General features: G+C 68.6%; 18 protein-coding genes. 13 read left to right on the top strand and 5 right to left on the bottom strand.

What is annotated here, in order from left to right; translation table 11 throughout:
• Positions 1-177 precede the first annotated feature (177 nt).
• From FND50_RS35785 to FND50_RS35740, 10 genes are all read left to right on the top strand, one after another.
• Positions 178-1,281 carry an XdhC family protein gene (locus FND50_RS35785; RefSeq protein WP_144288914.1) on the top strand — a complete coding sequence of 368 codons (1,104 nt, stop codon included), beginning with the start codon at positions 178-180 and terminating at the stop codon, positions 1,279-1,281.
• Between the two features lie 91 nt (positions 1,282-1,372).
• Positions 1,373-3,076, top strand: coding sequence for a PucR family transcriptional regulator (locus FND50_RS35780; protein ID WP_144288913.1), 1,704 nt, complete (start codon positions 1,373-1,375; stop codon positions 3,074-3,076).
• A 164-nt stretch (positions 3,077-3,240) separates the two neighbouring features.
• A complete protein-coding gene (locus FND50_RS35775; RefSeq protein ID WP_144288912.1) occupies positions 3,241-4,668 on the top strand; it encodes a uracil-xanthine permease family protein in 1,428 nt (475 codons plus the stop codon).
• A 76-nt stretch (positions 4,669-4,744) separates the two neighbouring features.
• Positions 4,745-5,656 carry a xanthine dehydrogenase family protein subunit M gene (locus FND50_RS35770; protein WP_144288911.1) on the top strand — a complete coding sequence of 304 codons (912 nt, stop codon included), beginning with the start codon at positions 4,745-4,747 and terminating at the stop codon, positions 5,654-5,656.
• A gap of 2 nt (positions 5,657-5,658) precedes the next feature.
• Positions 5,659-6,303, top strand: a complete 645-nt coding sequence (locus tag FND50_RS35765; protein WP_037203495.1) for a (2Fe-2S)-binding protein — start codon at positions 5,659-5,661, stop codon at positions 6,301-6,303.
• Positions 6,300-8,801 (top strand): aerobic carbon-monoxide dehydrogenase large subunit, encoded by a 2,502-nt coding sequence (gene cutA / locus FND50_RS35760; RefSeq protein WP_144288910.1) that lies wholly within the window; start codon positions 6,300-6,302, stop codon positions 8,799-8,801. The genes FND50_RS35765 and cutA overlap by 4 nt, the downstream gene beginning before the upstream one ends.
• A complete protein-coding gene (locus FND50_RS35755; RefSeq protein ID WP_144288909.1) occupies positions 8,798-9,454 on the top strand; it encodes a carbon monoxide dehydrogenase subunit G in 657 nt (218 codons plus the stop codon). Before cutA ends, FND50_RS35755 begins: the two co-directional genes overlap by 4 nt.
• A gap of 182 nt (positions 9,455-9,636) precedes the next feature.
• A complete protein-coding gene (locus FND50_RS35750) occupies positions 9,637-11,739 on the top strand; it encodes a hydantoinase/oxoprolinase family protein (protein WP_144288908.1) in 2,103 nt (700 codons plus the stop codon).
• The gene (locus tag FND50_RS35745) at positions 11,736-13,685 is read left to right on the top strand and encodes a hydantoinase B/oxoprolinase family protein (protein WP_144288907.1); all 1,950 of its coding nucleotides are present in this window, start codon (positions 11,736-11,738) and stop codon (positions 13,683-13,685) included. The genes FND50_RS35750 and FND50_RS35745 overlap by 4 nt, the downstream gene beginning before the upstream one ends.
• Before the next feature lie 4 nt (positions 13,686-13,689).
• Entirely contained in the window at positions 13,690-14,499 is an 810-nt protein-coding gene (locus FND50_RS35740) for an NmrA family NAD(P)-binding protein (RefSeq protein ID WP_144288906.1), read from the top strand.
• Positions 14,500-14,541: 42 nt separating this feature from the next.
• On the opposite strand, the gene FND50_RS35735 is transcribed toward FND50_RS35740, so the two are convergent.
• Complete coding sequence (locus FND50_RS35735; protein ID WP_144288905.1) at positions 14,542-16,611, bottom strand: PhoX family phosphatase; 2,070 nt, start codon at positions 16,609-16,611, stop codon at positions 14,542-14,544.
• Between the two features lie 157 nt (positions 16,612-16,768).
• Here FND50_RS35735 and FND50_RS35730 point away from each other — a divergent pair, with 157 nt between their 5' ends.
• Positions 16,769-17,785: a PHP domain-containing protein gene (locus tag FND50_RS35730; RefSeq protein ID WP_005571238.1), complete on the top strand. Its 1,017-nt coding sequence runs from the start codon at positions 16,769-16,771 to the stop codon at positions 17,783-17,785.
• Positions 17,782-18,603, top strand: coding sequence for an alpha/beta hydrolase (locus FND50_RS35725; RefSeq protein ID WP_144288904.1), 822 nt, complete (start codon positions 17,782-17,784; stop codon positions 18,601-18,603). Before FND50_RS35730 ends, FND50_RS35725 begins: the two co-directional genes overlap by 4 nt.
• 43 nt (positions 18,604-18,646) lie before the next feature.
• Here the strand turns inward: FND50_RS35725 and FND50_RS35720 are convergent, their stop codons facing one another.
• From FND50_RS35720 to FND50_RS35710, 3 genes are read right to left on the bottom strand one after another with little or no spacing between them, the layout of a single operon-like run.
• On the bottom strand, positions 18,647-19,258 hold the full coding sequence (locus FND50_RS35720) for a lactate utilization protein C (protein ID WP_144288903.1): 612 nt from the start codon (positions 19,256-19,258) through the stop codon (positions 18,647-18,649).
• Positions 19,255-20,736 (bottom strand): LutB/LldF family L-lactate oxidation iron-sulfur protein, encoded by a 1,482-nt coding sequence (locus FND50_RS35715; protein WP_144288902.1) that lies wholly within the window; start codon positions 20,734-20,736, stop codon positions 19,255-19,257. Before FND50_RS35715 ends, FND50_RS35720 begins: the two co-directional genes overlap by 4 nt.
• Positions 20,733-21,488 (bottom strand): (Fe-S)-binding protein, encoded by a 756-nt coding sequence (locus FND50_RS35710; protein WP_144288901.1) that lies wholly within the window; start codon positions 21,486-21,488, stop codon positions 20,733-20,735. The genes FND50_RS35715 and FND50_RS35710 overlap by 4 nt, the downstream gene beginning before the upstream one ends.
• 79 nt (positions 21,489-21,567) lie before the next feature.
• Between FND50_RS35710 and FND50_RS35705 the strand changes: the two genes are divergently transcribed.
• On the top strand, positions 21,568-22,251 hold the full coding sequence (locus FND50_RS35705; RefSeq protein ID WP_144288900.1) for a FadR/GntR family transcriptional regulator: 684 nt from the start codon (positions 21,568-21,570) through the stop codon (positions 22,249-22,251).
• 67 nt (positions 22,252-22,318) lie between these two features.
• Here FND50_RS35705 and FND50_RS35700 read toward each other — a convergent pair whose 3' ends face one another.
• Positions 22,319-23,017 carry a GntR family transcriptional regulator gene (locus FND50_RS35700; protein WP_144288899.1) on the bottom strand — a complete coding sequence of 233 codons (699 nt, stop codon included), beginning with the start codon at positions 23,015-23,017 and terminating at the stop codon, positions 22,319-22,321.
• Between the last annotated feature and the right edge of the window lie 139 nt (positions 23,018-23,156).

Genomic DNA, 23,156 nt, shown 5'->3' with positions numbered 1-23,156 from the left:
TCCTCGGTTCTCTGTGAAGGAAGGGGGACCGTCCGAGAATTGCGGAGTCGCCGAACGATAGCGATGGCGAGAATGCACAAGCGGCCGCTGGGGATTTCGGCGCATTGTGTGCCGCGGCGGCCGGTCGTCGCCGGTTAGCGTGAGGTTCCCGACGAATCACCCGAGGAGTACGAGACGATGCGCGACATCCTGGCGGGCTTGGAAGCGTGGTTCGACCGCGGCGAGAATTTCGTCCTGGCTACGGTGGTGCGCACCTGGAAGTCGTCTCCGCGGGCACCGGGCGCGGCGATGGCCGTGTCGGAATCCGGTGAGGTGCTCGGAAGTGTGTCCGGTGGGTGTGTCGAGAGCGCGCTGTACGAGACGGCGCGGGATGTGCTGGCCGAAGGGCGCAGCCGGACGGAAGTGTTCTGCGTGGCGGACGACGACGCGATCGGTGTCGGTCTGACGTGCGGCGGAACCATCGAGGTGTTCGTTCAGCGCATCGGGAGCAGCGACTTCCCGGACTTCGCGGACGTGGCGCGAAGGATCCGTGGCGGTGAGTCGATCGCCGTCGTGACGGAGACCGGCGACGGATCACGGACCCGGCGCAGCGTGATCACCGGGGACGCACTCGCGGGCGACCTCGACCTGCCCGAGACCGATGTCGAGAATGTCCGCCGTCGTCTCGAAACCGGTGAGTCGCTGGTGTATCAACTGCAGTCCGAGACGGTGTGCATGGTCGAGATCTTCGCGCCCCCACCGCGGATGTACATCTTCGGGGCCATCGACTTCGCCGCGGCCATGTGCTCGCTGGGCGCATTCGCCGGCTACCACGTCACGGTGATCGACGCCCGCGCCGTGTTCGCGACGCGCGCCCGGTTCCCGGACGCCGACGACGTCGTCGTGATGTGGCCGCACCGGTTCCTCGAGACCGCGCCGGTCGACCACCGGACGGTCCTCGCGGTGCTCACCCACGACGAGAAATTCGACATCCCGCTGCTGGGGCTCGCCCTGCGATCGGACGCGGCGTACATCGGCGCGATGGGCAGCCGGGCCACGCACGATCGCCGGGTCACGCTGCTGCGGGAACAGGGGACGACCGCGGCGGAGCTGGCGCGGCTGCATTCCCCGATCGGCCTCGACCTGGGTGCCCGCACTCCCGAGGAGACCGCGGTGTCGATCCTCGCCGAGATGATGAAGACGACCCGGGGCACGTCGGGGCTCGGACTCCAGCAGCTGAGCGGTCCGATCCACCGTGATGCGCCGGCCGGGACCGGCCGGCCGCTCGAGTGCACCGCGTGACCACCGTTTGACGGGTATTCGGGTCGCGACTTAAGGTCACACTTTCGCGCCGTCCGGGGCGAGTGTCGTATCAGGTGAGCAGGGTGTTGCAGTGACGACGAGGGATGTCGGTAGTTCCGCTCCCGGGTTCCGCGCAGCCGCCGACACCGGCGACGGGCCTGGTCCGGGCGTTGCGCCGCAATCGTTCGCCGACGTGCTGGTGTCCGATCTCCTCGTCTCCCCGACCCTGGTCGCCGGCGCGACCGGCGCCTCGCGTGAGGTGTCGAACGTCGCCGTGATGGCGGTGCCGGACATCGGACCGTGGCTCCGGACCGGACAGTTGCTGCTCACCACGTCCACGGTTCTCGGCCGGCTGGTCGAGCCGATCGACGCGTTTCTCGCCCGGCTCGACAGGCGGGGCGTCTCCGGGCTCGCCGTCCGGCTCGACGACCCCACCGCGACGCTGCCGGCCGAGATGTCCGACGCGGCCGACGAACTCGGGCTACCCGTCGTCGTGGTCGCGGACCTGTACTCGCAGGCACACCCGCTGGCGGGAGCGCTCGCGGAGTTGTCGGCCCGGCAGGTCGACGCCGTGTTCGAGGCGGACCGGTTGCGGAGAGTGCTCGTCGACGTCGTGATGGCCGGCGGTGGATTCGCCGAACTCGCCGTCGCCGTCCACGGTGAACTGGGCGGGGCCGTACTGATCACGACACCCGACGGACGTCAGCTGTGCCGCGCCGGGGACGAGTCCGAGCTGAACCGGCTGGCGTCGAGTGCGGCGCTCGACTCCACCGGCCGGGTCCGCACCGATTCGACGGAGGGCGGGCTCGGCCTGCACCGGCTGGGTGACGAGTTCATTGCGGTGTCAGCGATTTCGGCCAACGGCATCGATCACGGGCGGTTGGTGCACTTCAGCACCGGGCACCCGCTGCGCAGCGAAGACCTGTATCTCGTCGAGCAGGCTGCGGCGGTGTGCGCCCTGGTGGTCGCCCGCGAACTCGTCGTGTCCTCGGTGGAGGAGAAGCACCGCGCGAACTTCGTGCGGGACCTGCTGCTCGGCCGCGGCGGCGAACACGAGCACGTCGTCGCGCACGCCAAGACGTTCGGCTGGGACCTGGACCGTCCCGTGGTCGTCGTGGTGATCGAACCCGATCCGGTCGGTGAGGACGAGCCGTCGATGCCCACCCGGATGCCGCTTGTCGAGCGGCAGGCGCGGGCATTCACGAGCGCCGTCGCGGGCCGGGACACGGGCGCCGCCGTCACCGCACTGGCGACGGAGACGGTGATCCTGATGGGTGTCGGCACCGACACGATGAACCTGGTCCACGAACTGGTCGCGTACGTGCGCGGCGACGGCGGCGGTGGGCGCAGGCCCTTCGGGGTGGGGGTGTCCCGGCCGACGGATTCGGTGGACGGCATCCCGGCCCTCTACGGCCAGGCCCGGACCGCGCTGAAGGTGGGACGGCAGATCACCGGCGCCTGGGCAGTGACGCATTTCGACGACCTCGGCGTCTACCGGCTGCTGAGCCTCGTCGAGGACGACCGGGAACTCGAGTCGTTCGCCTCCGAGACCCTCCGCGAACTGACCGCCGACACACCCGAGGCGCAGGACATGCGGCGCACCCTCGAGGTGCTGCTCGCCACCAACATCAACATCGCCGAAACCGCACGTCAACTCCACTTTCACTACAACACCCTGCGGTACAGGGTGGTGAAGCTGGAGAAGATGCTCGGGTCGTTCACCGATCACCCCGAATTGCGCCTCGACCTGTCGCTCGCCCTCAAGATCATGGCGATGCGCGGCATCAATTCCTAAAGTTGCCAATTTCGCCGGGCACGCACTGGCAGATTCTTCTCACGCCGGGTGGCTGACGCTGTAATAACGTTTCCCTCCTATCGAGGTGCAACTGTGACATGCGGCACATCATCGAAGCTGGCCGCCGGCACCCCTGCACCGTCACCTGTCTGAAAGGTCCCCCTATGCCTATCTGGACACTGCACGGAGATGGCAAGACCATCGCGCCCGGGGAGGTCGTGGCTCCGAGCGAACGGCTCAGCTGGGGTCGCACGATCGGGCTCGGCGGCCAGCACGTGGTCTCGATGTTCGGGGCCACGTTCGTCTTCCCGATCATCATGGGTCTCAATCCTCAACTGGCCGTAATGTTGTCGGGTTCCTGCACCCTCTTCTTCCTGCTGGTCGTCAAGGGTCGGATTCCCAGCTACCTGGGGACGTCGGCCGCGTTCGTCGGCGGCATCGCCGCCATCCGCGCCCAGGGCGGCACCTCCGCGCAGGTGACGGGGGCGATCCTGGTGTCGGGTCTCGTGCTCGCCGGGATCGGCGTGCTGATCCACTTCCTCGGCGGCGGGGTGGTGTTCAAGATCCTGCCGCCCGTGGTCACCGGCGCCGTCGTCATGTTGATCGGGTTCAACCTGGCCCCGGTCGTGGCCGGAACGTACTGGCCGCAGGATCAGTGGGTCGCGTTGACGGTGATGGTGGTGCTGGTGGTGGCGAGCGTGGCGCTCCGCGGATTCCTCGGGCGGGTCGCGATCTTCCTGACGCTGCTCTTCGGATACGCGCTGTCGTGGGTGCTCGACGTGACGACCGGCATGATCACGTCGTACGACCCGGTCGCCGGCGGGGTCACCGAACACTTCCGCGTCAACTGGGACGGCGTCTCCGCGGCGTCGTGGATCGGGCTGCCGCCGTTCTCCGACGAGGCGAACGGCATCGTGGGCATCCACGCGCCGTCGTTCAGTCTCACGTTCATCGTCCTCGTGCTGCCCGGTGTGATCGCCCTGATCGCGGAGAACGCCGGACACGTCAAGGCCGTCGCCGAGATCACCAAGATCGACCTCGACCCGATGATGGGACGCGCCCTGATCGGCGACGGCCTGGCCACCACCATCGCGACCAGCGTCGGCGGATCCCCGACGACCACATACGCCGAGAACATCGGCGTCATGGCCGCGACGAAGGTGTATTCGACGGCAGCGTACGCCGCGGCAGGCGTCATTGCGATGCTGCTGGGCTTCTCCCCCAAGTTCGGTGCCGTCATCTCCGCGACGCCCGGCGGTGTGCTCGGCGGAATCACGGTGGTGCTCTACGGGATCATCGGCCTGCTCGGCGCGAAGATCTGGAAGGAGAACGGCGTCGACTTCGGCAACCCGCTCAACCTGATGCCCATCGCCGCCGGCCTGATCATTGCGATCGGTGACACGGAGCTGACGTTCACGGACAGTTTCTCCCTCAGCGGCATCGCGCTCGGCACGATCGTGGTGATCGGGATGTACCACCTGTGCCGCGTCATCGCCCCCAAGGATGCTGACGACGTCGGCACCGGCCGTCACCACCCGAAGCCGACCGCGGACGACGGAACGGCCCCGGATCGGGTCGGTCAGCTCACGTGATCTGCCATCGGTGGGACGTGAGTTTTGTCACTAGTTCACGAAACGTCGAGCGTACGATACGGGCAGGATCTGAGGAATGAAACCGTCGCCACTGACTTATCACCGACCTCGGTCGATCGACGAGGCCTGTCAGATCCTCGCGGACGTGGCTCACGAGGGAAAGGTGCTCGCGGGCGGGCAGTCGCTGATCCCGCTGCTGTCCATGCGGCTGGCCGCGCCGGCGCACCTCGTCGACATCGGATCCATCCCCCGGCTGGACGCGGTGTCGTCGTCCCGCGAGCTCGGTGTCACGTTCGACGCCCTGACCCCCCACTCGGTGCTCGAGGCCGACCGCGGCGCCGCACAGGTGCAGCCGCTGATCGGCCGCGGGCTGCGTCTCGTCGCACACCCGACCATCCGCAACCGCGGCACGACGGTCGGCTCGATCGTCCACGCCGACCCGTCCGCCGAGATGCCGGCCGTGCTCGCGCTGCTCGGTGGCTCGGTCAGCGTGCGTTCGGTGCGCGGGGTCCGGGAGATCCGCTCGACCGACCTGTTCGCCGGGCCGCTCGAAACCACGCTCGAGGCGGACGAGATCGCCACGAGCGTCACTGTCCCGGCCGCCGAGCCCGGTGTCGGGACGGCGATCGACGAGATCGCCCGCAGGCACGGCGACTACGCACTCGTCGGGGTCGCGGCGCAGGTGCGGGTCGAAGGCGGTGCGGTCGCGGAGGCCCGGATGACATATGTGTCGGCCGGCGAACTCGGTGAGGTCGTCGACTACACGGATGTGCTGCGAGGTGCGTCCGCGACGGACGACCGGGACCCGTTGTGGCGGAATCTGTCCGAGTTCGCGCGGGAGCGGATCGACACCGAGCCCGACATTCACGCCACCGCGCGGTACCGGTCGCAGCTGGTGGCGGCGCTGACCGCCCGGGTCGGGTTCGCGGCCGCGCAGGATGCAGTGCTCGACGGTGCCGCCGTGCACGCGTCGGCGGGAGGAAGGTGACCATGGCAAAGGCAACGGGCAGCATCGACGAGCAACTCGCCGAACTGCAGGAGGAGACGGGCGAACAGCACGTCGCGGTGACGTTCACGCTCAACGCGGTGACGCAGACGGTGGTGCTGCCGTCGCGCACGCTCGCGTCCGACGCGATCCGGCACCATCTGCGCCAGACGGGGACACACGTCGGCTGCGAGCACGGGGTCTGCGGCGCGTGCACCGTGCTGCTCGACGGCAAACCCGTGCGGTCCTGTCTGGTGCTCGCGGCGAGCCTCGAGGGCCGGGCCGTCACCACCGTCGAGGGTCTCGTCGAACCCGACGGCACCCTGCATCCGGTGCAGCAGGCGTTCATCGACTGCCACGGCCTGCAATGCGGATTCTGCACGCCCGGCTTCGTCACCACCATCGCCGCGTTCCTCGAGGAGAACGACTCGCCCACCCGCGAGGAGGCCACCGACGCGATCGCGGGAAACCTCTGCCGGTGCACCGGATACCAGAACATCAGGGCGGCCGTGCTGCGTGCCGCGGAGATCAAGCGCGAACGTTCGGGAGAGTTCCCGCTCGGCCAGGACGACGAGTCGTCGCGGGCCTCACTCGATCCGAAGGTCCGCGGAACGACCAACCCGGTCGGTGGAAGGGCAGGGCGAGCATGAGCGTCACGAAACCCCGGACCACGCCGGCGCGCACGAAGGAAAGCGGTCCGGAGACTGTCGAATCCGAGAAGTTGTTCGGCAAGCCGATTCCCCGCACGGAGGACGCCCGGCTCCTGTCCGGCAACGGCCGCTACCTCGACGATCTGGGCCACAACGCGCTCATCGCCGCGTTCGTCCGGTCACCGCACGCGCATGCCCGCATCACGGGGATCGACATCGACGCCGCGCTCGATCTGCCCGGTGTGCACGCGATCTACACGTACGACGACCTGGTGGACGACTCCCCGGAGATGGCGGAGAACCTGCCCCTCCTGATCCCGCACCCGGCGATCACCGCCCCGCGCAACGGGTATCCGCTCGCCAAGGACGAGGTCAACCATGTCGGTGAGGCGATCGCGATGGTGGTCGCCGACAACCGGTACATCGCCGAGGACGCGTGCGCCAAGATCGACGTCACGTACGAGATGCTCCCACCGGTCGTGGGCATCGACGTGGCGCGGCAGGCGGACAACGCGGTGCACGCGGACGTCCCCGACAACGTCGCGGCGCACCTGCAGCACGGATTCGGCGACGTGGACGCGGAACTGGCGAACGCACCGCACCGGCTGACCCTGAACCTCGAGATCGAGCGGTCGGCGTCGATGCCGATGGAGGGCAAGGGCGTCTACGCGCGCTGGGACACCGACGAGCAGGCGCTCACGTTCTGGACGTCCACGCAGACGTCCACGTCGGCCCGCGCGGCGATCGCGGCACGACTGAAGATGGCGCACAACAAGGTCCACTGCATCGCACCCGACGTCGGTGGCGGCTTCGGCGTCAAGATCGTCCACCCGTGGCCGGAGGAGGTCATGGTCACCTGGGCCGCGCGGCGGCTCGGGACGGCGGGCATCTCGAGCGAGGTCAAATGGGTCGAGGACCGGCGCGAGCACTTCGTGTCGAGCGCGCACGAGCGCGGCCAGATCCAGGAAGTGACGGTCGGATTCGACGACGACGGCACACTCCTCGCGTTCGACTTCACGTTCTGGCACGACAACGGCGCCTACCTGCCGTACGGCATCATCGTCATGCTGAACACGTCGACGCAGGTGCTCGGGCCGTACAAGCCGAAATCGTTCCGGGTGGACGCGTACTCGCTGTACACGAACACGGTCATCGTCACGCCCTACCGCGGTGCCGGCCGCCCGCAGGCCGTGTTCGCGATGGAACGGGCGATGGACGCGATCGCGAAATATCTCGGCAAGGACGTCATCGAGGTCCGCGAACACAACTTCATCCGGCCCGAGGAGATGCCGTACGACTTCCACCTCACGTTCCAGGACGGCCGCCCGCTGATCTACGACACCGGCAACTACCAGGCCGGGATCGACAAGCTGAAGAAGCTCATCGACTGGGACGGGTTCGCCGAGTACAAGAAGCAGGCGAAGGCGGAAGGCCGGGCCGTGGGCATCGGGATCGGCGCCTACGTGGAGGGCACCGGGCCGGGACCGTACGAGGGCGCCCACGTTCTCGTCGAGACGTCCGGGAAGGTCAAGGCCGCAACGGGTCTGACCACCCAGGGTCAGGGCCATCAGACGGCGTTCGCGCAGATCGTCGCGGACGATCTCGGCGTGCCGGTCACCGACGTGGAGATCGTCACCGGCGACACCCGCCGATTCGGCTATGCCGTCGGAACGTTCGCGTCCCGCGGCGCCGTGATGTCGGGTTCGGCGTTCCACGTGGCCGCGCAGATGGTGGCGGAGAAGGCCCGCACGATCGCCGGTGAGGCGCTGAACCTCGATCCCGCCGAACTGGAACTGCGCGGTGGGCACGTGTGCAAGATCGGCACGCTGCCCGGCGCCGAGGGCACGTCCATCTCGCTGGGCGTGGTCGCCGTGCTGTCGAACCCGCTGCGCTATGCGTTCGACGACGCGTCGAGGCAGGCCACCGGATTCGCGAAAGCCGACACGGACATGACGATTCCGCCGGTCCGGGAGGGTGAACAACCCGGGCTCGAGGCCACCGGCTACTACTCGCCGCCGACGTCGACGTTCGCGTCCGGCGTGCACGCGGCGATCGTCGAAACCGATCCGGTGACGGCGGAGATCCACGTGCGGCGGTACGCCGTGATCCACGACTGCGGCAACGTCATCAACCCGCGGATCGTCGAGGGCCAGGTCATGGGCGCCGTCGCGCAGGGTGTCGGCGGCGCGCTGTACGAGAAGATCGTCTACGACGAGCACGGCCAGATGCTCAACGCGTCGTACATGGATTTCCTGATGCCGTTCGTCACCGAGATGCCCGACTCGCTCGAGATGGACCACACCGTCACCCCGTCCGGCCTCAATCCCCTCGGGATGAAGGGCGCAGGCGAGGCGGGCGTGATCCCGACGTCCGCCGTCATCGCGGCAGCGATCGAGGACGCCGAAGGCATCCCGATCACCTCCATGCCGATATCCCCGTCAGAGTTGTTCGAGCTTCGCCTCGCGCACGCGTCGTCACAGAGCAAGGAGAACGAATGAGAATCGCCGGCACCGCCCTACTGACGGCCCCACCGGAGGCCGTGTACGACAACCTGCAGGACGGACGGGTCCTCGCGGCGACCATCCCCGGGGTGCAGTCCCTCGAGCAGCTCAGCGACAACCATTACAAGTTGTCCATCACGGCGGGTGTCGCATCCATCAAGGGCACCTATGACGGCGAAGTGATTCTGTCGCAGCAGAATCGGCCCGAGTCTTTCGTGATGACGGCATCGGGAGCCGGTGCCCCCGGCACCGTCAAGGCCGACGTGACGGTGCGGCTCGAGGAACGCGACGGCGGCACCCTGCTCAGCTACGACGCGGACGCCGTCGTCGGCGGCATGGTCGGCGGCGTCGGGCAGCGGATGATCACCGGCGTCGCGAAGAAGATGGCCGGGGTGTTCTTCAAGGGCATCGACGGCGTGATCGCCAACGGCATCCCGGCGGCCGAGGTCGCGGCGGCGCCGGGCGAGGTTCCGGCGGTCGCCGGCGTCGCTGGGGCGGCCCCGGTTCCCGCGGCGGCCGCAGGGCCGGTGCGGGTGCCCGAGGGCACCTCCACGGCAACCGTTCTCGCGTCGGCCGCACTCGGCGCCGGCATCGCCCTCGCCGGAGTTCTCGTCGGCGGCATCCTCGTGCGGGGCACCTGCTCGAAGTAGCGCCGCGAACACCTCGTCACACAGCACCCCGAACCGTCCGGTTCGGGGTGCTGTCGTCTGTCCGGGGCCTGCGGTCGCGGGCAGCGCCGAACGAGGACCGGTGAGTTCGGCGATATGTGACAAAGAAACCGGGCGGCGGACGCGGTGCAATTGCTGTACGCGAGACGAGCCCAGGAGGAATCGTGGAATCCAGAAAGATTCGGGTCGGTATCGACACCGGCGGAACATTCACCGACGTCGTGGCTGTGGACGAGGAGTCCGGAGCCGTCGTCACCACCAAGACACCCTCGACGCCTGCCGACCCGGCGCAGGGATTCCTCACCGGAATCGAGAAGGTGCTCGCCAAGCTCGGCGAGACCGGTGATGCGATCGGTGCCGTCAGCCACGGCACCACCGTCGCCACCAACAAGCTCCTCGAAGGCAAGGTCGAGAACCTCGGGTTCATCACCACCGAGGGTTACGAGCACGTCCTCGAGATCGCCCGCCAGTCCGTCCCCGACGGCTACGGCAACTCCTACTTCTGGGTCAAACCCGACCGCATCGTTCCCGCCGACCGCGTCCGCACCATCGGCGGCCGGCTCGCGTTCGACGGCAGCGAGATCCGCCCCCTCGTCGAGGACGACGTCCGCAAGGCGGCCCGGTTCTTCGCCGAGCGCGGCATCCGCACCATCGGCGTGTGCCTCATGCACTCCTATGCAAACCCGAGCCACGAGAACCGCGTCCGGGATCTTCTGCTCGAGGAATACCCCGAGGCCACGGTGAGCATCTCCAGCCAGGTGCTGCGCGAGTACCGCGAATACGAGCGGTCCATCACCACCCTGGTGGATGCGGCCGTGAAGCCGAACATCCGCAACTACGTGAACAACATCGCGAACCGGCTGCGCGAGTTCTCCTCCGACGAGGGCGAAACACGTGACATCCCGTTCTACGTGATGAAGTCGAACGGTGGCGTGCTCTCCGCCAAGGAGGTCGTGCACCAGCCGATCACGACGGTGCTGTCCGGCCCCGCGGCCGGCGCGCTCGGTGCGGCGCTCATCGCGAGTGTCGCGGGTGTCGAGCAGGTCCTCACGTGCGACGGCGGCGGAACGTCGACCGACGTCACCGTCGTGGTCCGCGGTGAACCCGCGCTCACCACCGAGGGCCGGGTGGGGGCGTACCCGTCGAAGATCCCGATGATCGACGTCGTCACCGTCGGCGCCGGTGGCGGCTCCATCGCCTGGCAGACCCCCGAGGGCACGCTCCGCGTCGGACCGCAGTCGGCGGGCGCCGACCCCGGCCCGCTCTGCTACGGCAAGGGCGGCAGCGAGCCCACGATCACCGACGCCCACGTGCTGCTCGGCCGCATCCCACCCCACCTGCTCGGCGGCGAGATCCCCCTCGACACCGAACTGGCCCGCAAGGGCGTCGAGCAGCTGGCCCACCAGCTGAAGCTCGACTTCGAGGCGTGCGCCACCGGCATCCTCGAGGTGTCGGCGTGGAACCAGGCCAACGCGCTGCGGCAGATCACGGTCAAGCGCGGTCTCGACGTCCGCGACTTCACCCTGGTGACGTTCGGCGGATCCGGTTCGCTGCTCGCCTGCCGGCTCGTCGACATCCTCGGGCTCAAGGACGTCCTCGTCCCCCTGAACCCGGGTAACGTGTCCGCATTCGGGCTGCTCACGGTCGACGTCCGCAACGACTACGTGCAGACCCACGTCTGCAGGCACGACCGGTTGGAGATCGAGGAACTGCAGTCCGGGCTGGACGCGCTCGACGCCGAGGCGGAACGCGCACTCGCCGACGAAGGCTTCGGCGAGGCGGAGCGCAAGTACGCGCGCTCGGCGGACCTGCGCTACCTCGGCCAGGCCTTCGAGGTCCGGGTGCCCGTCGGTGAAGGTCCCGTCACGCAGGAGCTGATGGACGAGGCCGCCGAACGGTTCCACCAGGCACACCAGGAGCTGTACGGCTACGACTTCCGCGGCGACCCGCACCAGCACGTCGAGTGGGTCAACCTCCGTGTCAGCGGCATCGGCCCGATAAAGCGCCCCACGCTGAACGAGATCGCGGCGGGGGCCGGAGCCGAATCCGCCGTGACCGGCACCCGTCCGGCGTACTTCGACGAGTGGGTCACCACCCAGGTCTACGACCGGGCCCGGCTCGGCGCCGGCGATGTGCTCGAGGGCCCTGCGGTGATCGAGGAATTCAGCTCCACCATCCCCGTGCACCCCGGTTTCCAGGCGCGGATCGACACCTTCGGAAACATCCGCATCACCAAGATCGCCGACTCGAACGGAGCGAACCGATGACCGTCACCACCGAACCCGTTGCAGTGCAGGCGGTCAAGCCCTACCGGCTGACACCGGTCGACGGAACGACGCCCGACCCGGTGCTGGTGGAGATCGTCGCCGGCTACCTCGCCAGCGTCGAGATGGAGGTCGAGACGTCGATCTCGCGGACCTCCCGCTCCCCCATGATCCGCGACGCGCACGACTTCCGTGCCGGCATCCACGACCGCAACCTCCGGAAGCTCACGGGCCGTTCGTATTCGGCGCTGGTGCATCCGGTGGCGCGGGACTTCCCGCTCGACACGATGAAGCCCGGCGACGTCTACTTCCACAACGACGTCTACCTGTCCGAAGGCGGCATCGGCCACCTCCCCGACCTGTGCGTCACCGTCCCGGTGTTCGCCACCCGGCCGGGTGATACGGAACCGTCCGTCGTCGCGTTCGTGCAGGCGTTCGGCCACCACGACGACATCGGCGGCTGCTGCCCGGGGTCGATGCCCTCGGGTGCGACCACGGTGTACGAGGAGGGCCTGATGGTCCCGCCGATCAAGCTGTGGGATCAGGGTGTGCCCAACGAGGCGGCGCTGCGCATCATGACCCGCAACTCGCGGATGCCCGACGCGCTGGCCGCAGACCTCGACGCCGAGTGCTCGGCCTGCCTCATGGGTGCCCGTCGCCTCACCGAACTGTTCGAGCGGTACGGCTGCGACACCGTCGAGGCCTGCTTCGACGCGATGATGGACGCGACCACCGAGACGTACCGGCGGGAGATCCTCAGCAAGATCCCCAAGGGCGAGTACACGTGGGAGGACTACGCCGAACACGACGGCGTCGACGAGCCCATGCTGCACCGGCAGCGGATCACGCTCACCAAGACCGGCCCCGAGGACGAGGGCGGCGAACGCCTCATCCTCGATTTCAACGGCACCGGCCCGCAGGCCAAGGGGCCCATCAACCACTGCGGTGACTACGCCGACGGCAACTTCCTCATCAAGTGGCTCGCGCCGATCCTCCGCAACCTCGCCGACAGTCCCGAGCGGATGGCGGAACTCGACGTCAACGAGGGTGTCGTGCCGTTGATCGAGATGAAGTTCCCGGAGAAGGGCACACTGATCACCCCGATCTTCCCGGCGCCCACCAACGCCCGGACGTTCGTGATCCTGCGGCTGCTCGGCGTGCTCGCCGGCGTCGTCGCCAAGGCCGTCGACGGGAACATGCCCGCCGACCAGGAGACCATCCGGTACACGGGGGTGTACGGCGAGGACTTCGACGGGCACTCGTACCTGATGCGGGAGGTGCTCGGCGGCGGGTCCGGCGGCAGGCACTACGCGGACGGTGAGGACACCATCCACGTCGTCCCCGACTCACGGAACCTGCCGACCGAATTCACCGAGAGCCGGTTCCCGTTCATCGTCGAGAAGCTCGGCCTGGCGAAGGACTCCGGCGGCGCCGGACGCTACCGCGGCGGTCTCGGCTACGAGAAGCACATCCGGATGCTCAAGGACGCGAACTTCATGTCCATCGCCGACCGCTCGATCCTCTCCTGCTGGGGAGTCAAGGGCGGCAAGGCCGGACGCCCCTTCTCGGTGGTCCTCGACCCGGGCGGTCCGAACGAGCGCGAGTTCGACGCGCTGACCGACGCCGAACCGATCAAGGCCGGCGAAGTGGTGCGCATCCGTACCACCGGTGGCGGCGGCTGGGGCGACCCGCTCGACCGTCCGATCGAGGAGGTCGTCCGGGACGTGCTGTGGGGCAAGGTGTCCGCGGAGGGCGCACGCGTCGACTACGGTGTGGTGCTCGCGTCGTCGACCGGGGAACCGGTTCCGGACGTCGACGCCACCGAGGCGCTGCGCGAGCAGATGCGCGCGGATCGCGGTCTGGACGAGCCGTTCTTCGACCGCGGCCCCGGCTACGAACGTCTCTCCGGCGGTGCGAAGTTCGCCGAGTTCGACTTCATCGACCGGTGATCCGATGACCGAGTCACTCTCCCGCGGCGCCGAGATCGCCGTCATCGGCGCCGCGGGGAAGACCGGAGCCGCCGTCGTGGCGGCGCTCGAGGGGCTCGCCGACGTACGCCGGGTGGTGCACACCGCCCGGCGTCCCGGCGACTTCGCCGTCGACCTCGAAACGGGTACGGGACTGGACGAGGCGCTGTCGGGTTGCCGGGGCGTGTACGTCATCGCCCCCAACGTGCATCCCGACGAGCCGGCGATCGTGCGGCGTGTTCTCGCGGCCGCCGCCGATACCGGCGTCGAGCATGTCGTCTACCACTCCGTCGCGTGGCCGTACACCCCGGCGATGCCCCACCACGTCGACAAGGCGGTGTGCGAGGACCTCCTGCGGACCTCCGGACTGCGATGGACCGTCCTGCAACCGTGCGCCTACGCCGAGAACTTCGGTGCGGTCCTGGACGGTTCGGCAAGCACCGTCGAACTGCCCTACAGTCCCGACGCGACGTTCTCGTTCGTCCGGCTCGCCGACGTCGCGGAGGTGGCCGCGCGAGTGCTGTTGGAGGGCCTCGACATTCACCACGGCGCCACCTACGAACTCGGCGGCCCGGAGGCCCTCAGCGTCCGGGATCTGTGCGACCGGTCGGGAGGGCCGGTGTCGGTGAAGCAGGTGTCCGTCGACAAATGGATGTCGCGGCACGGGCGGAACCTGACGGACGACGGTCGCGCCCGGTTGGCCGCGATGTTCGAGTTCTACGATCGGTACGGGTTCCTCGCGGGCGGCGCGCTGCTCGAGTCGCTGCTCGGGCGTCCGCCCACCCCCGCCATGTGAGTGGCAAAGCGTGCGGGGGCACACTTTGCCACTCACATGGGGTCAGACGCCGATCCGGCCGCCCGACTTCCACACCGCCACGACGGCGGGACGCGGCTGCGCGTCGCCGCCGTCGGGCCAGTGCGACGCCGGGTTGTCGGCGCTCGCGTCGTCCAGTTCCCCCGGGTGCTGCACGCACACCGTGATCCGCTCGTCGCCGACGATCGGACCGCACGTCTCGGCGCCCTTGGGCACAGTGAGGAACTGCTTGGTCTCCCCCCGGTTCGGGCCCTCGAGAACGACGCTGAACAGGCCGTCGTTGGACTTCAGCGCGTTGCCGTCGGTGGAGATCCACAGGTTGCCGTGCGGATCGAACGCCAGGTTGTCGGGGCAGGAGATCGGGCTGACGCTCTCCTTGTCGAAGCCGCCGAAGTAGGTGTCGGCCTCCTTCGGGTCACCGCAGACGAGCAGCAGGTTCCACGTGAACGCGGTGCCGGCGTGGTCGTCGGCGAGTTCGAGGACCTGGCCGTTCTTGTTGGTGTTCCGCGGGTTGGCCTCGTCGGCCGCCGCCGCGCCGTCGACGCCGCGCTTGGTGTTGTTGGTCAGCGCCACGTACACCTTGCCGGTCGTCGGGCTGGGTTCGAAGTCCTCGGGACGGTCCATCTTGGTGGCACCGACCTTGTCGCCGGCCTGACGGGTGAACACCGCCACCTCTTCGGCGCTCATGCCGTCGACGAGCGACTCGCCCCGGCCGTCCTCACCGGTGCGCAGCAGCGGGATCCACTCGCCGGTGCCGTCGAACGTGCCGCTCGCCGGCAGCGCGCCCGACCCGTCGATCTCGTCCGCCGAGTTGCCGCTGAACTTCGCGACGTACAGGGTGCCCGCGTCGAGCAGCGTCATGTTGTGGCGCACGGCGGCCTGACTCCTGCCGTCCATCACCTTGCGGCTGGAGACGAACTTGTACATGTAGTCGAAGCGCTCGTCGTCGCCGCTGTACGCCACGACGGTGCCGTCGTCGGTGACGTGGATGGTGGCGGCCTCGTGTTTGAACCGGCCCAGTGCCGTGTGCTTGACGGGTGCGGACGCCGCGTCCCACGGGTCGAGCTCGACGACGTACCCGAAGCGGTTGACCTCGTTCGGCTCCGAGGCGAGGTCGAAACGCTTGTCGAACCGTTCCCACTTGCGCTCGGACGCAGCGCCTTCGACGCCGTACCGCTTCAGCCGTGCGGCGACGGCGGGATCGGTGACCAGTTCGGCGTTCGCGAAGTACTGGTTGAAGTTCTCCTCCCCCGACAGCACCGTGCCCCACGGAGTCACGCCACCCGAACAGTTGTTCAGCGTGCCGAGCACCTTCGTGCCCGTCGGGTCCGCGGACGTCTTCAGGAAGTCGCTGCCCGCGGCGGGGCCGGTGACGACGAATTCCGTAGTCGCCGTGATGCGCCGGTTGTACGGTCCGAAGTCGGGAGTGAGCGTGCCGGAGGCGGATTCGCCCTTCACCTGCACCACGGACAGCCCGTGGGCGGCGAGCGCGGTCTGGAACTGCTCCGGTGACGGGTTCTCGGCGTCGTAGCCCTTGAACATGAACGGCTCGGTGGTGTACTCGTGGTTGACCACCAGCAGGAAGGTGTTCGGCTGGCCCTCGACAGGCAGGAGACCGGCGAAGTCGTTGTTGAACCCGAACTGCTGCGCCTGCGCCTGCGCCGTCTGGTTGTCGAAGTCGAACGCGGGAGCCCCGGGCAGCACCGGGTCGCCCCAGCGGATCACGACGGCCTGCTCGTACCCCTCGGGGACGACGAGGGCGTCCTCGGTGTTGGGGGCGACGGCGTCGAAGTTCGTCCCGGCGGGCGCGGAACCGTCAGAACCGCCCGTGCCGGAGACGCTTCCGCTGCCGGAGTCGTCCGAGCAGGCCACCAGCGCACTGCCCGCGCCGACGGCGAGGACGGCCATCCCCGTCCCGCGCAGCATCCCGCGCCGCGACAGCGCGGTACGGGCGATGTCACGGAAGTACTCGCCGTGCGAGGTGTTGGGCACGTCGTGGGAGCACGCGTTTCCGCACTTGTACTGACAGGTGACGGACGCGCGCGAGGACACTCCGTCGTGATTGACGAACAGTGCGAGGGGTTTCAAGCTCACCGTGGCTCCCGATTCGAATGTGGACAACTCCGGCACCGTAGAAGTCGTAAGCGAGACGAAGGGAACATTCGTATGAACGTGTGGACAACGAGGGGAGCCTAAGTTCTGGCAGAAATTGCTCCTAGCCAGCAGCCCGGCAGCCGTGCACCATTGAAAGATGGACCCCGTCGAAGCGCTGCGGGAAATTGCGTTCTGGCTCGAGCGCTCGCGTGACGAGGCACCGAGGATCGCCGCATTCCGGCGGGCGGCCGACGTGCTGACGTACGCGGACGAGGACGCGCTGGCCGATCTGGAGGAGCGCGGCTGGGTGTCGCCGCCCGACATCGGGTCCGAGGCCGCGGCGATCATCCGTGAGTGCGCCGAGTCGGTGCCGCTGTACCTGACGTACCTGCGCAATGCGGCCGAGCCGATCGGCCTCGGCGGGACGGAGCTGCTCGACGCGCTCCGCGGCGACCTGCACACCCATTCCGACTGGTCGGACGGCCGGTGCCCGATCCGGGAGATGATGCGCCGCGCGGCCGCCCTGGGCCACGAGTACTGCGCGATCACCGATCATTCGCCGCGACTGACGGTCGCGAACGGGATGTCGTCGGAGCAGCTGCTCTCCCAGCTGAGCGTCGTCGCCGAACTGAACGCGGAGCTCGCTCCGTTCCGCGTGCTGACCGGCATCGAGGTCGACATTCTCGTCGACGGCTCCCTCGACCAGGACGACGACCTGCTCGCCGACCTGGACATCGTGGTGGCCAGCGTGCACTCGCACCTGGACACCGACCGGGCGACGACGACCAAGCGGATGCTGCAGGCCGTGAAGTCCCCGCACGTCGACGTCCTCGGGCACTGCACCGGCCGGCTCGTCGAGGGTGCGCGGGGGCCGCGGCCCGAATCGAAGTTCGACGCGGAACGGGTATTCGAGGCGTGCCGCGAGTACGGCACCGCGGTCGAGATCAACTCCCGCCCCGAGCGCCGCGACCCGCCGGGACGCCTGATCGACCTCGCGCTGAACAGCGGGTGCAAGTTCTCCATCGACACCGACGCGCACACCACCGGTCAGCTCGCCTGGCAGGGCTACGCCTGCGAGCGCGCCGCCGAACGCGGAGTCGAGCCGTCGGACGTGATCAACACCCTGCCCGTCGCCGAGTTGCTGGAGTGGGCCGGAACACCGATTCGGCAATGATCCGCGTCGGCGTTGGGGCGCTCCTCGTCGTGGCTCTGCTGGTCGCCGCCGTGTGGGTGTTGCAGCGACGACTGATCTATTACCCCGACCCCTCCCCGGTGCCGCCCGCGGACCGGCTGATCGCCGGGGCCGAGGACGTCACGCTGACCACGTCGGACGGCCTCGAACTCGGCGCCTGGTACGTCCCACCCGCGAGCGGGGATCCGCTGATGACCGTGCTCGTGGCCGCCGGGAACGCCGGCAACAGGGCCGACCGGGCGCTGCTGGCGTCGGACCTCGCCGCCGCCGGTTTCGCCTCGCTGCTCTTCGACTACCGCGGGTACGGAGGCAACCCCGGGCACCCCAGCGAGGACGGGCTGGCACTCGACGTCCGGGCGGCCCGCCGGTACCTCGTCGACGAGCGTCGCGTGCCGCCGGAGCGGCTGCTCTACTTCGGGGAAAGCCTCGGCACCGGCGTCGTCACCGAACTCGCCAGCGAGCATCCACCGGCGGGCCTGCTGCTCCGGTCGCCGTTCGTCGACCTCGCGTCCGTCGGCGCAGCGCACTACCCGTTCCTGCCGGTCCGGCTGCTGCTGCGCGATCGATTCCCCGTCGCGGAGTACGTCGCACGCCTCGGTGTGCCCACCACCGTCGTCTACGGCACCGCCGACATCGTCGTCCCACCGGAGCACAGTGCACGCGTGGCCGATGCGGCGCTCGGCCCGGTGGAAACGGTCGTGCTGGCCGGGGCGGGACACAACGACGACGTGATGTTCGGCGGCGCGGAGATCGTCCGCGCCACCGCCGATCTGGCCGCGAGGGCGCTCCGCGCCCCGTGAGCCTTTTTGGTACCCGGGACTACCAAAAGGGCGCACAGGCGCGTCAGCGCACTATGACGACGTCCAGCGTCCGGGGACCGTGGACGCCCTCGACGCGGTTGAGTTCGATGTCGCTGGTGGCGCTGGGACCGCTGATGAACGTCAGCGGCTTGGTCGCCTGGAGGGTCTGGAAGGCCTGCGGCACGGTGTCGACGATCTGATCGGTGCGCACGATGCAGATGTGGTGATCCGGGACCAGGGTCAGCGCCCGCCGCCCCTGACCGGCGCCGCCGTCGAGCACGATCGTCCCGGTGGCGGCGATCCCGAGGGTGCAGCCGGTGACGACCACGTCGAGCGCGTCGAGTTCGAGCGTCGACAGTTCGGCGGGTTCCCCGTCGACGACGACGTCACGTCGCGGCCGCCACGACAGCGGCAGGTCCGGCGGGACGACGGCGCGCGCCCCCTCCGCGATCAGCCCGGTGACGACCTCGGCGACCGTCCCCTCCTCGGCGCGGTGGACCTGCGCACGGTAGTCGTCGACGGTGTGGGCGAAGAACTCGACGTCCCCGGGTCTCGACGCGGGCTGCCGGTGGTAGTCGCGGGGAACGGGTTCGGGAGCGGGCGCTTCGGCGAGCGCCGACCGGATCCGGGTCAGGATCTCTTCGCGTGCGGTCATCGTGTCGTGTCCTCGTGAGTGCGGGCCCACCATTGCCGAAAGGTCTCCTTCGGCGGTGAGGGGAGGTCGCGGCTCGCGGTCCACTTCGACCCCGGGTATGGGAGCGACGTGATGCGTCCCTTCTTGGCGCCCAGCACCCGGCCGATCTTGGACGCCGTCTCGGCGGCGGCGAACCGCTTTTCCGACCCCATCACGAAGCCCGCGGCCTTCATCGCGAGGTCCTGGCCGCCCGGAAGCCCGTGCCGCTCGGAGTCGACCTGTTCCGCGCGCAGGTGCACCAGGATGCTGGGGATGTCGATGCGCACCGGGCAGGCATCGAAGCAGGCGCCGCACAGCGTCGACGCGAACGGCAGCGAGGCATTCGGGTCGTCGTGACCGGTGGTCCCGGTGAGTTGCGGGCTGAGGATCGCGCCGATCGGGCCGGGGTACACCGACCCGTACGCGTGACCGCCCGCCCGCTCGTAGACGGGGCACACGTTCAGGCAGGCGCTGCAGCGGATGCAGTGGAGCGCCGACCGCCCGACGTCGTCGGCGAGGACGTTGGTGCGACCGTTGTCGAGGAGGACGACGTGGAAGTTCTGCGGGCCGTCGCCGGGATGCACCCCGGTCCACATGGAGGTGTACGGGTTCATCCGCTCGGCGGTGGACGACCGTGGCAGCAGTTGCATGAACACCTCCAGGTCGGTGAACGTCGGGACCAGTTTCTCGATGCCCATGAGGGTGATGAGGGTGTCGGGGAGGGTGAGGCACATCCGCCCGTTGCCCTCCGACTCCACCACCGCGAGGGTCCCGGTTTCCGCGACCCCGAAGTTCGCGCCGCTGATCGCCACCTTCGCGGAGAGGAACTTTCGCCGAAGATGTGCCCGCGCGGCCATCGCCAGCACCCGCGGGTCGTCTGTGATGTCCTCGTCGATGCCGGGCATCGATTTCAGGAAGATCTCGCGGATCTCGGCACGGTTGCGGTGGATGGCGGGAACGAGGATGTGGCTCGGCTTGTCCTCGCCGAGTTGGACGATGAGTTCGGCGAGGTCGGTTTCGATCGCCGCGATCCCGTTCTCCTCGAGGTGCTCGTTGAGGCCCGTCTCCTGAGTGGCCATCGACTTGACCTTCACGACCTCGTCGGAGCCGGTGGCCCGCACGAGGTCGGTGATGATCCGGTTCGCCTCCTCCGAGTCGCGCGCCCAGTGGACGGTGCCGCCGCGGGCGGTGACGTTCTCCTCGAACTGCACGAGCAGTTCGGGGAGTCGCGCCATCACGTTCGCCTTCAGGGCGCTGCCCGCCCGGCGCAGTTCCTCCCAGTCGTCGACCTCGGCGACCGCGGCGATGCGCTTGTTGCGGATGGTGGTGGTGGCCGCGCCGAGATTGGCGCGCAGCTGGGTGTCGGCGAGTGATTTCCGCGCCGCGTCGGGGAAAGATTCTGTGCCCCGGATGTTTCCGGTGCCCGCATGGAAGGTGGGTGAGCCGAGGAACGTGGTCATGCGTTGCTCCCGATCTTCTCGGTGCTCGCCAGGATCTCGGCGAGATGGACGGTGCGGACCCCGCTGCGCAGCCGGGACAGTCCGCCGCCGATGTGCATCAGGCAGGACGAGTCGCCGGCGCTGCACACCTCGGCGCCCGTGCTCAGGACGTTGCCCATCTTGTCGGCGAGCATCGCGGTCGACGTCTCGGAGTTCTTCAGCGCGAACGTTCCGCCGAAACCGCAACAGGATTCGGCCGCGGGGAGCTCGATCAGCGTCATCCCCCGCACCGCGCGTAGCAGTTGCAGCGGCTTGTCGGCGACGCGGAGCATCCGCAGCGAGTGGCACGTCGGGTGGTACGTCACCCGGTGGGGGTAGTAGGCGCCGACGTCGGTGACGTCGAGGACGTCGACGAGCAGTTCCGACAGTTCGTACGTCCGGGATGCGACCTCCTCGGCGCGCGTCGCGAGCGATTCGTCGCCGTACCGGCGGGCGACCATGGCGTGCTGGTGCCGGACGGATCCGACGCAGGAACCGGACGGCGCCACCGCGACATCCCAGGACGGTCCGCTCTCGAACGCTTCCACGTGGTGACGGACGAGCGGCAGCGCCTCGGCCTGGTAGCCGGTGTTGACGTGCATCTGCCCGCAGCACGTCTGCTTCGGCGGGAACACGACCTCGTGGCCGAGTCGCTCGAGGAGGTGGACCGTCGACTTGGCGGATTCGGGGAACAGGGCATCCGCCAGGCACGTGGCGAACAGGGCGATTCTCATCGGGTACTCCAACCGGGCTGGGCTGTGGTCTGACCACACTAGCGCACTGTGGTCAGACCACACCAGGTAAACTTTCTTCGTGCGCACACACGAGGTCGTCCTGCACCGCATCGAGCAGGATCTGGCGGCCGGCAAACTCACCGTCGGCGGGCGCCTACCGGCCGAACGCGCACTCGCGGAGGAACTCGGCGTCGGACGCTCGTCCGTCCGCGAGGCCATGCGCGTGCTCGAGGCGATGGGCATCGTCCGCACCGCCGTCGGGTCCGGACCGGACGCAGGCGCGATCGTGGCCGCCGACCCGGCCGCATCCATCGGCGCGGCCCTCCGACTGCACATGGCGACGCGCACGCTGCCGATCCGCGATGTGGTCCAGACGCGCACGCTGCTCGAGTCGTGGGCGGTGCAGGAAGCCGCCGGGCAGGCCCGCGACCTCGACTTCTCGGCCATCGACACGCTGCTCGACGCAATGGACGACGAGGGGCTCTCACCCGAGGCGTTCCATCGGCTCGACGCCGACCTGCACGTCGCGATGGCCGGACTCGCGGGCAACGTCCTCGTCGAGGCGATGATGGTTTCGCTCCGCGACTCCATTCACGGCTACGTCATGCAGGCCGTTCCGCTTCTCGACGACTGGCCTGCAGTCGCGACCCACCTCCGCTGCGAGCACCGCGGCATCGTCGCCGCCCTTCGTGACGGCCACGGTGCCGAGGCCGCCGGCCTGGTGCGGGCGCACATCGAGGGCTTCTACGGGCTGATTCGCTAGGTGCTTCGCACCCGTGCGCCTTTGTGGTTGCTCCAGCTACCAGAAAGGCGCACGAGCGCGAAGCGCCTCAGTACGCCTCGAGGATCTGCGCCTCGGCGTCTTCGAGGTAGGTCTTGAGTAGCTGACCTGCGGCTTCGGTGTTGCCCGCGACCAGTGCGTCGTAGATCTCGTGATTGCGGGTGAGGTACGGGCCGTGGAATCGGTGGGCGTCGTCCATGACGTGGAAGACGAGCCGCGCCTCGTTCCACACACTGCGCATCAGTTCGTCGATGCGATTGCTGTTGTTGAGGCTCGCGAGGGCGCTGTGGAAGTGGATGTCGGCGGTGCCGACTCCGGTCCAGTCCTCGACGGCGTACCGCTCGTCGGCCAGGTCCAGGGCCTCGGCCACGCGCGACAGGTCGCCGGTGGCGGGGTCGAATCCGTTGACGCCCGCGCATTCGACGACGCGGCGGCAGATGTACAGCTCGGTGATGTCCTCGGCCGTGGGCACGCGGACGAAGACGCCGCGGTTGAGTTCGTGCGCGACCAGTCGGTCTTCGATCAGGATCTGGAAGGCCTCGCGCACCGTGTTGCGGGAGACGTCGAGGGCGGCGCAGATGTCGGGTTCGGAGAGACGCGCCCCTGGTCGGAACGTTCCGTCGATGATCGCGTCCCGCAGAATGCCGGCCACCCGGGTGGTCCTGCTGGTGCGTTCGAGCAGGCCGCGGTGAGCGGCCAGGCGGGAATGCGCATCGCCGCGAAGGGCATTCGAGCTGGTCAAGTCCACTCCTCAGGTTTCGATCTCGACCGCAATCATAGTTGTGAGCTCGGTTCCGCGATGACTTCCATGTTAAACGATCCTCTCAGGGTATTGCAGGATCGTTGAACGATTTGTAACGTGATGGGAGTTACACCGCTTCTTCCGG

The sequence above is a fragment of the Rhodococcus sp. WB9 genome, from assembly GCF_007558985.1.
GTDB lineage: Bacteria > Actinomycetota > Actinomycetes > Mycobacteriales > Mycobacteriaceae > Rhodococcus_F > Rhodococcus_F opacus.
Note: the sequence above shows the minus strand (reverse complement) of the source record. Positions and strands in the feature narration are given on the sequence as shown.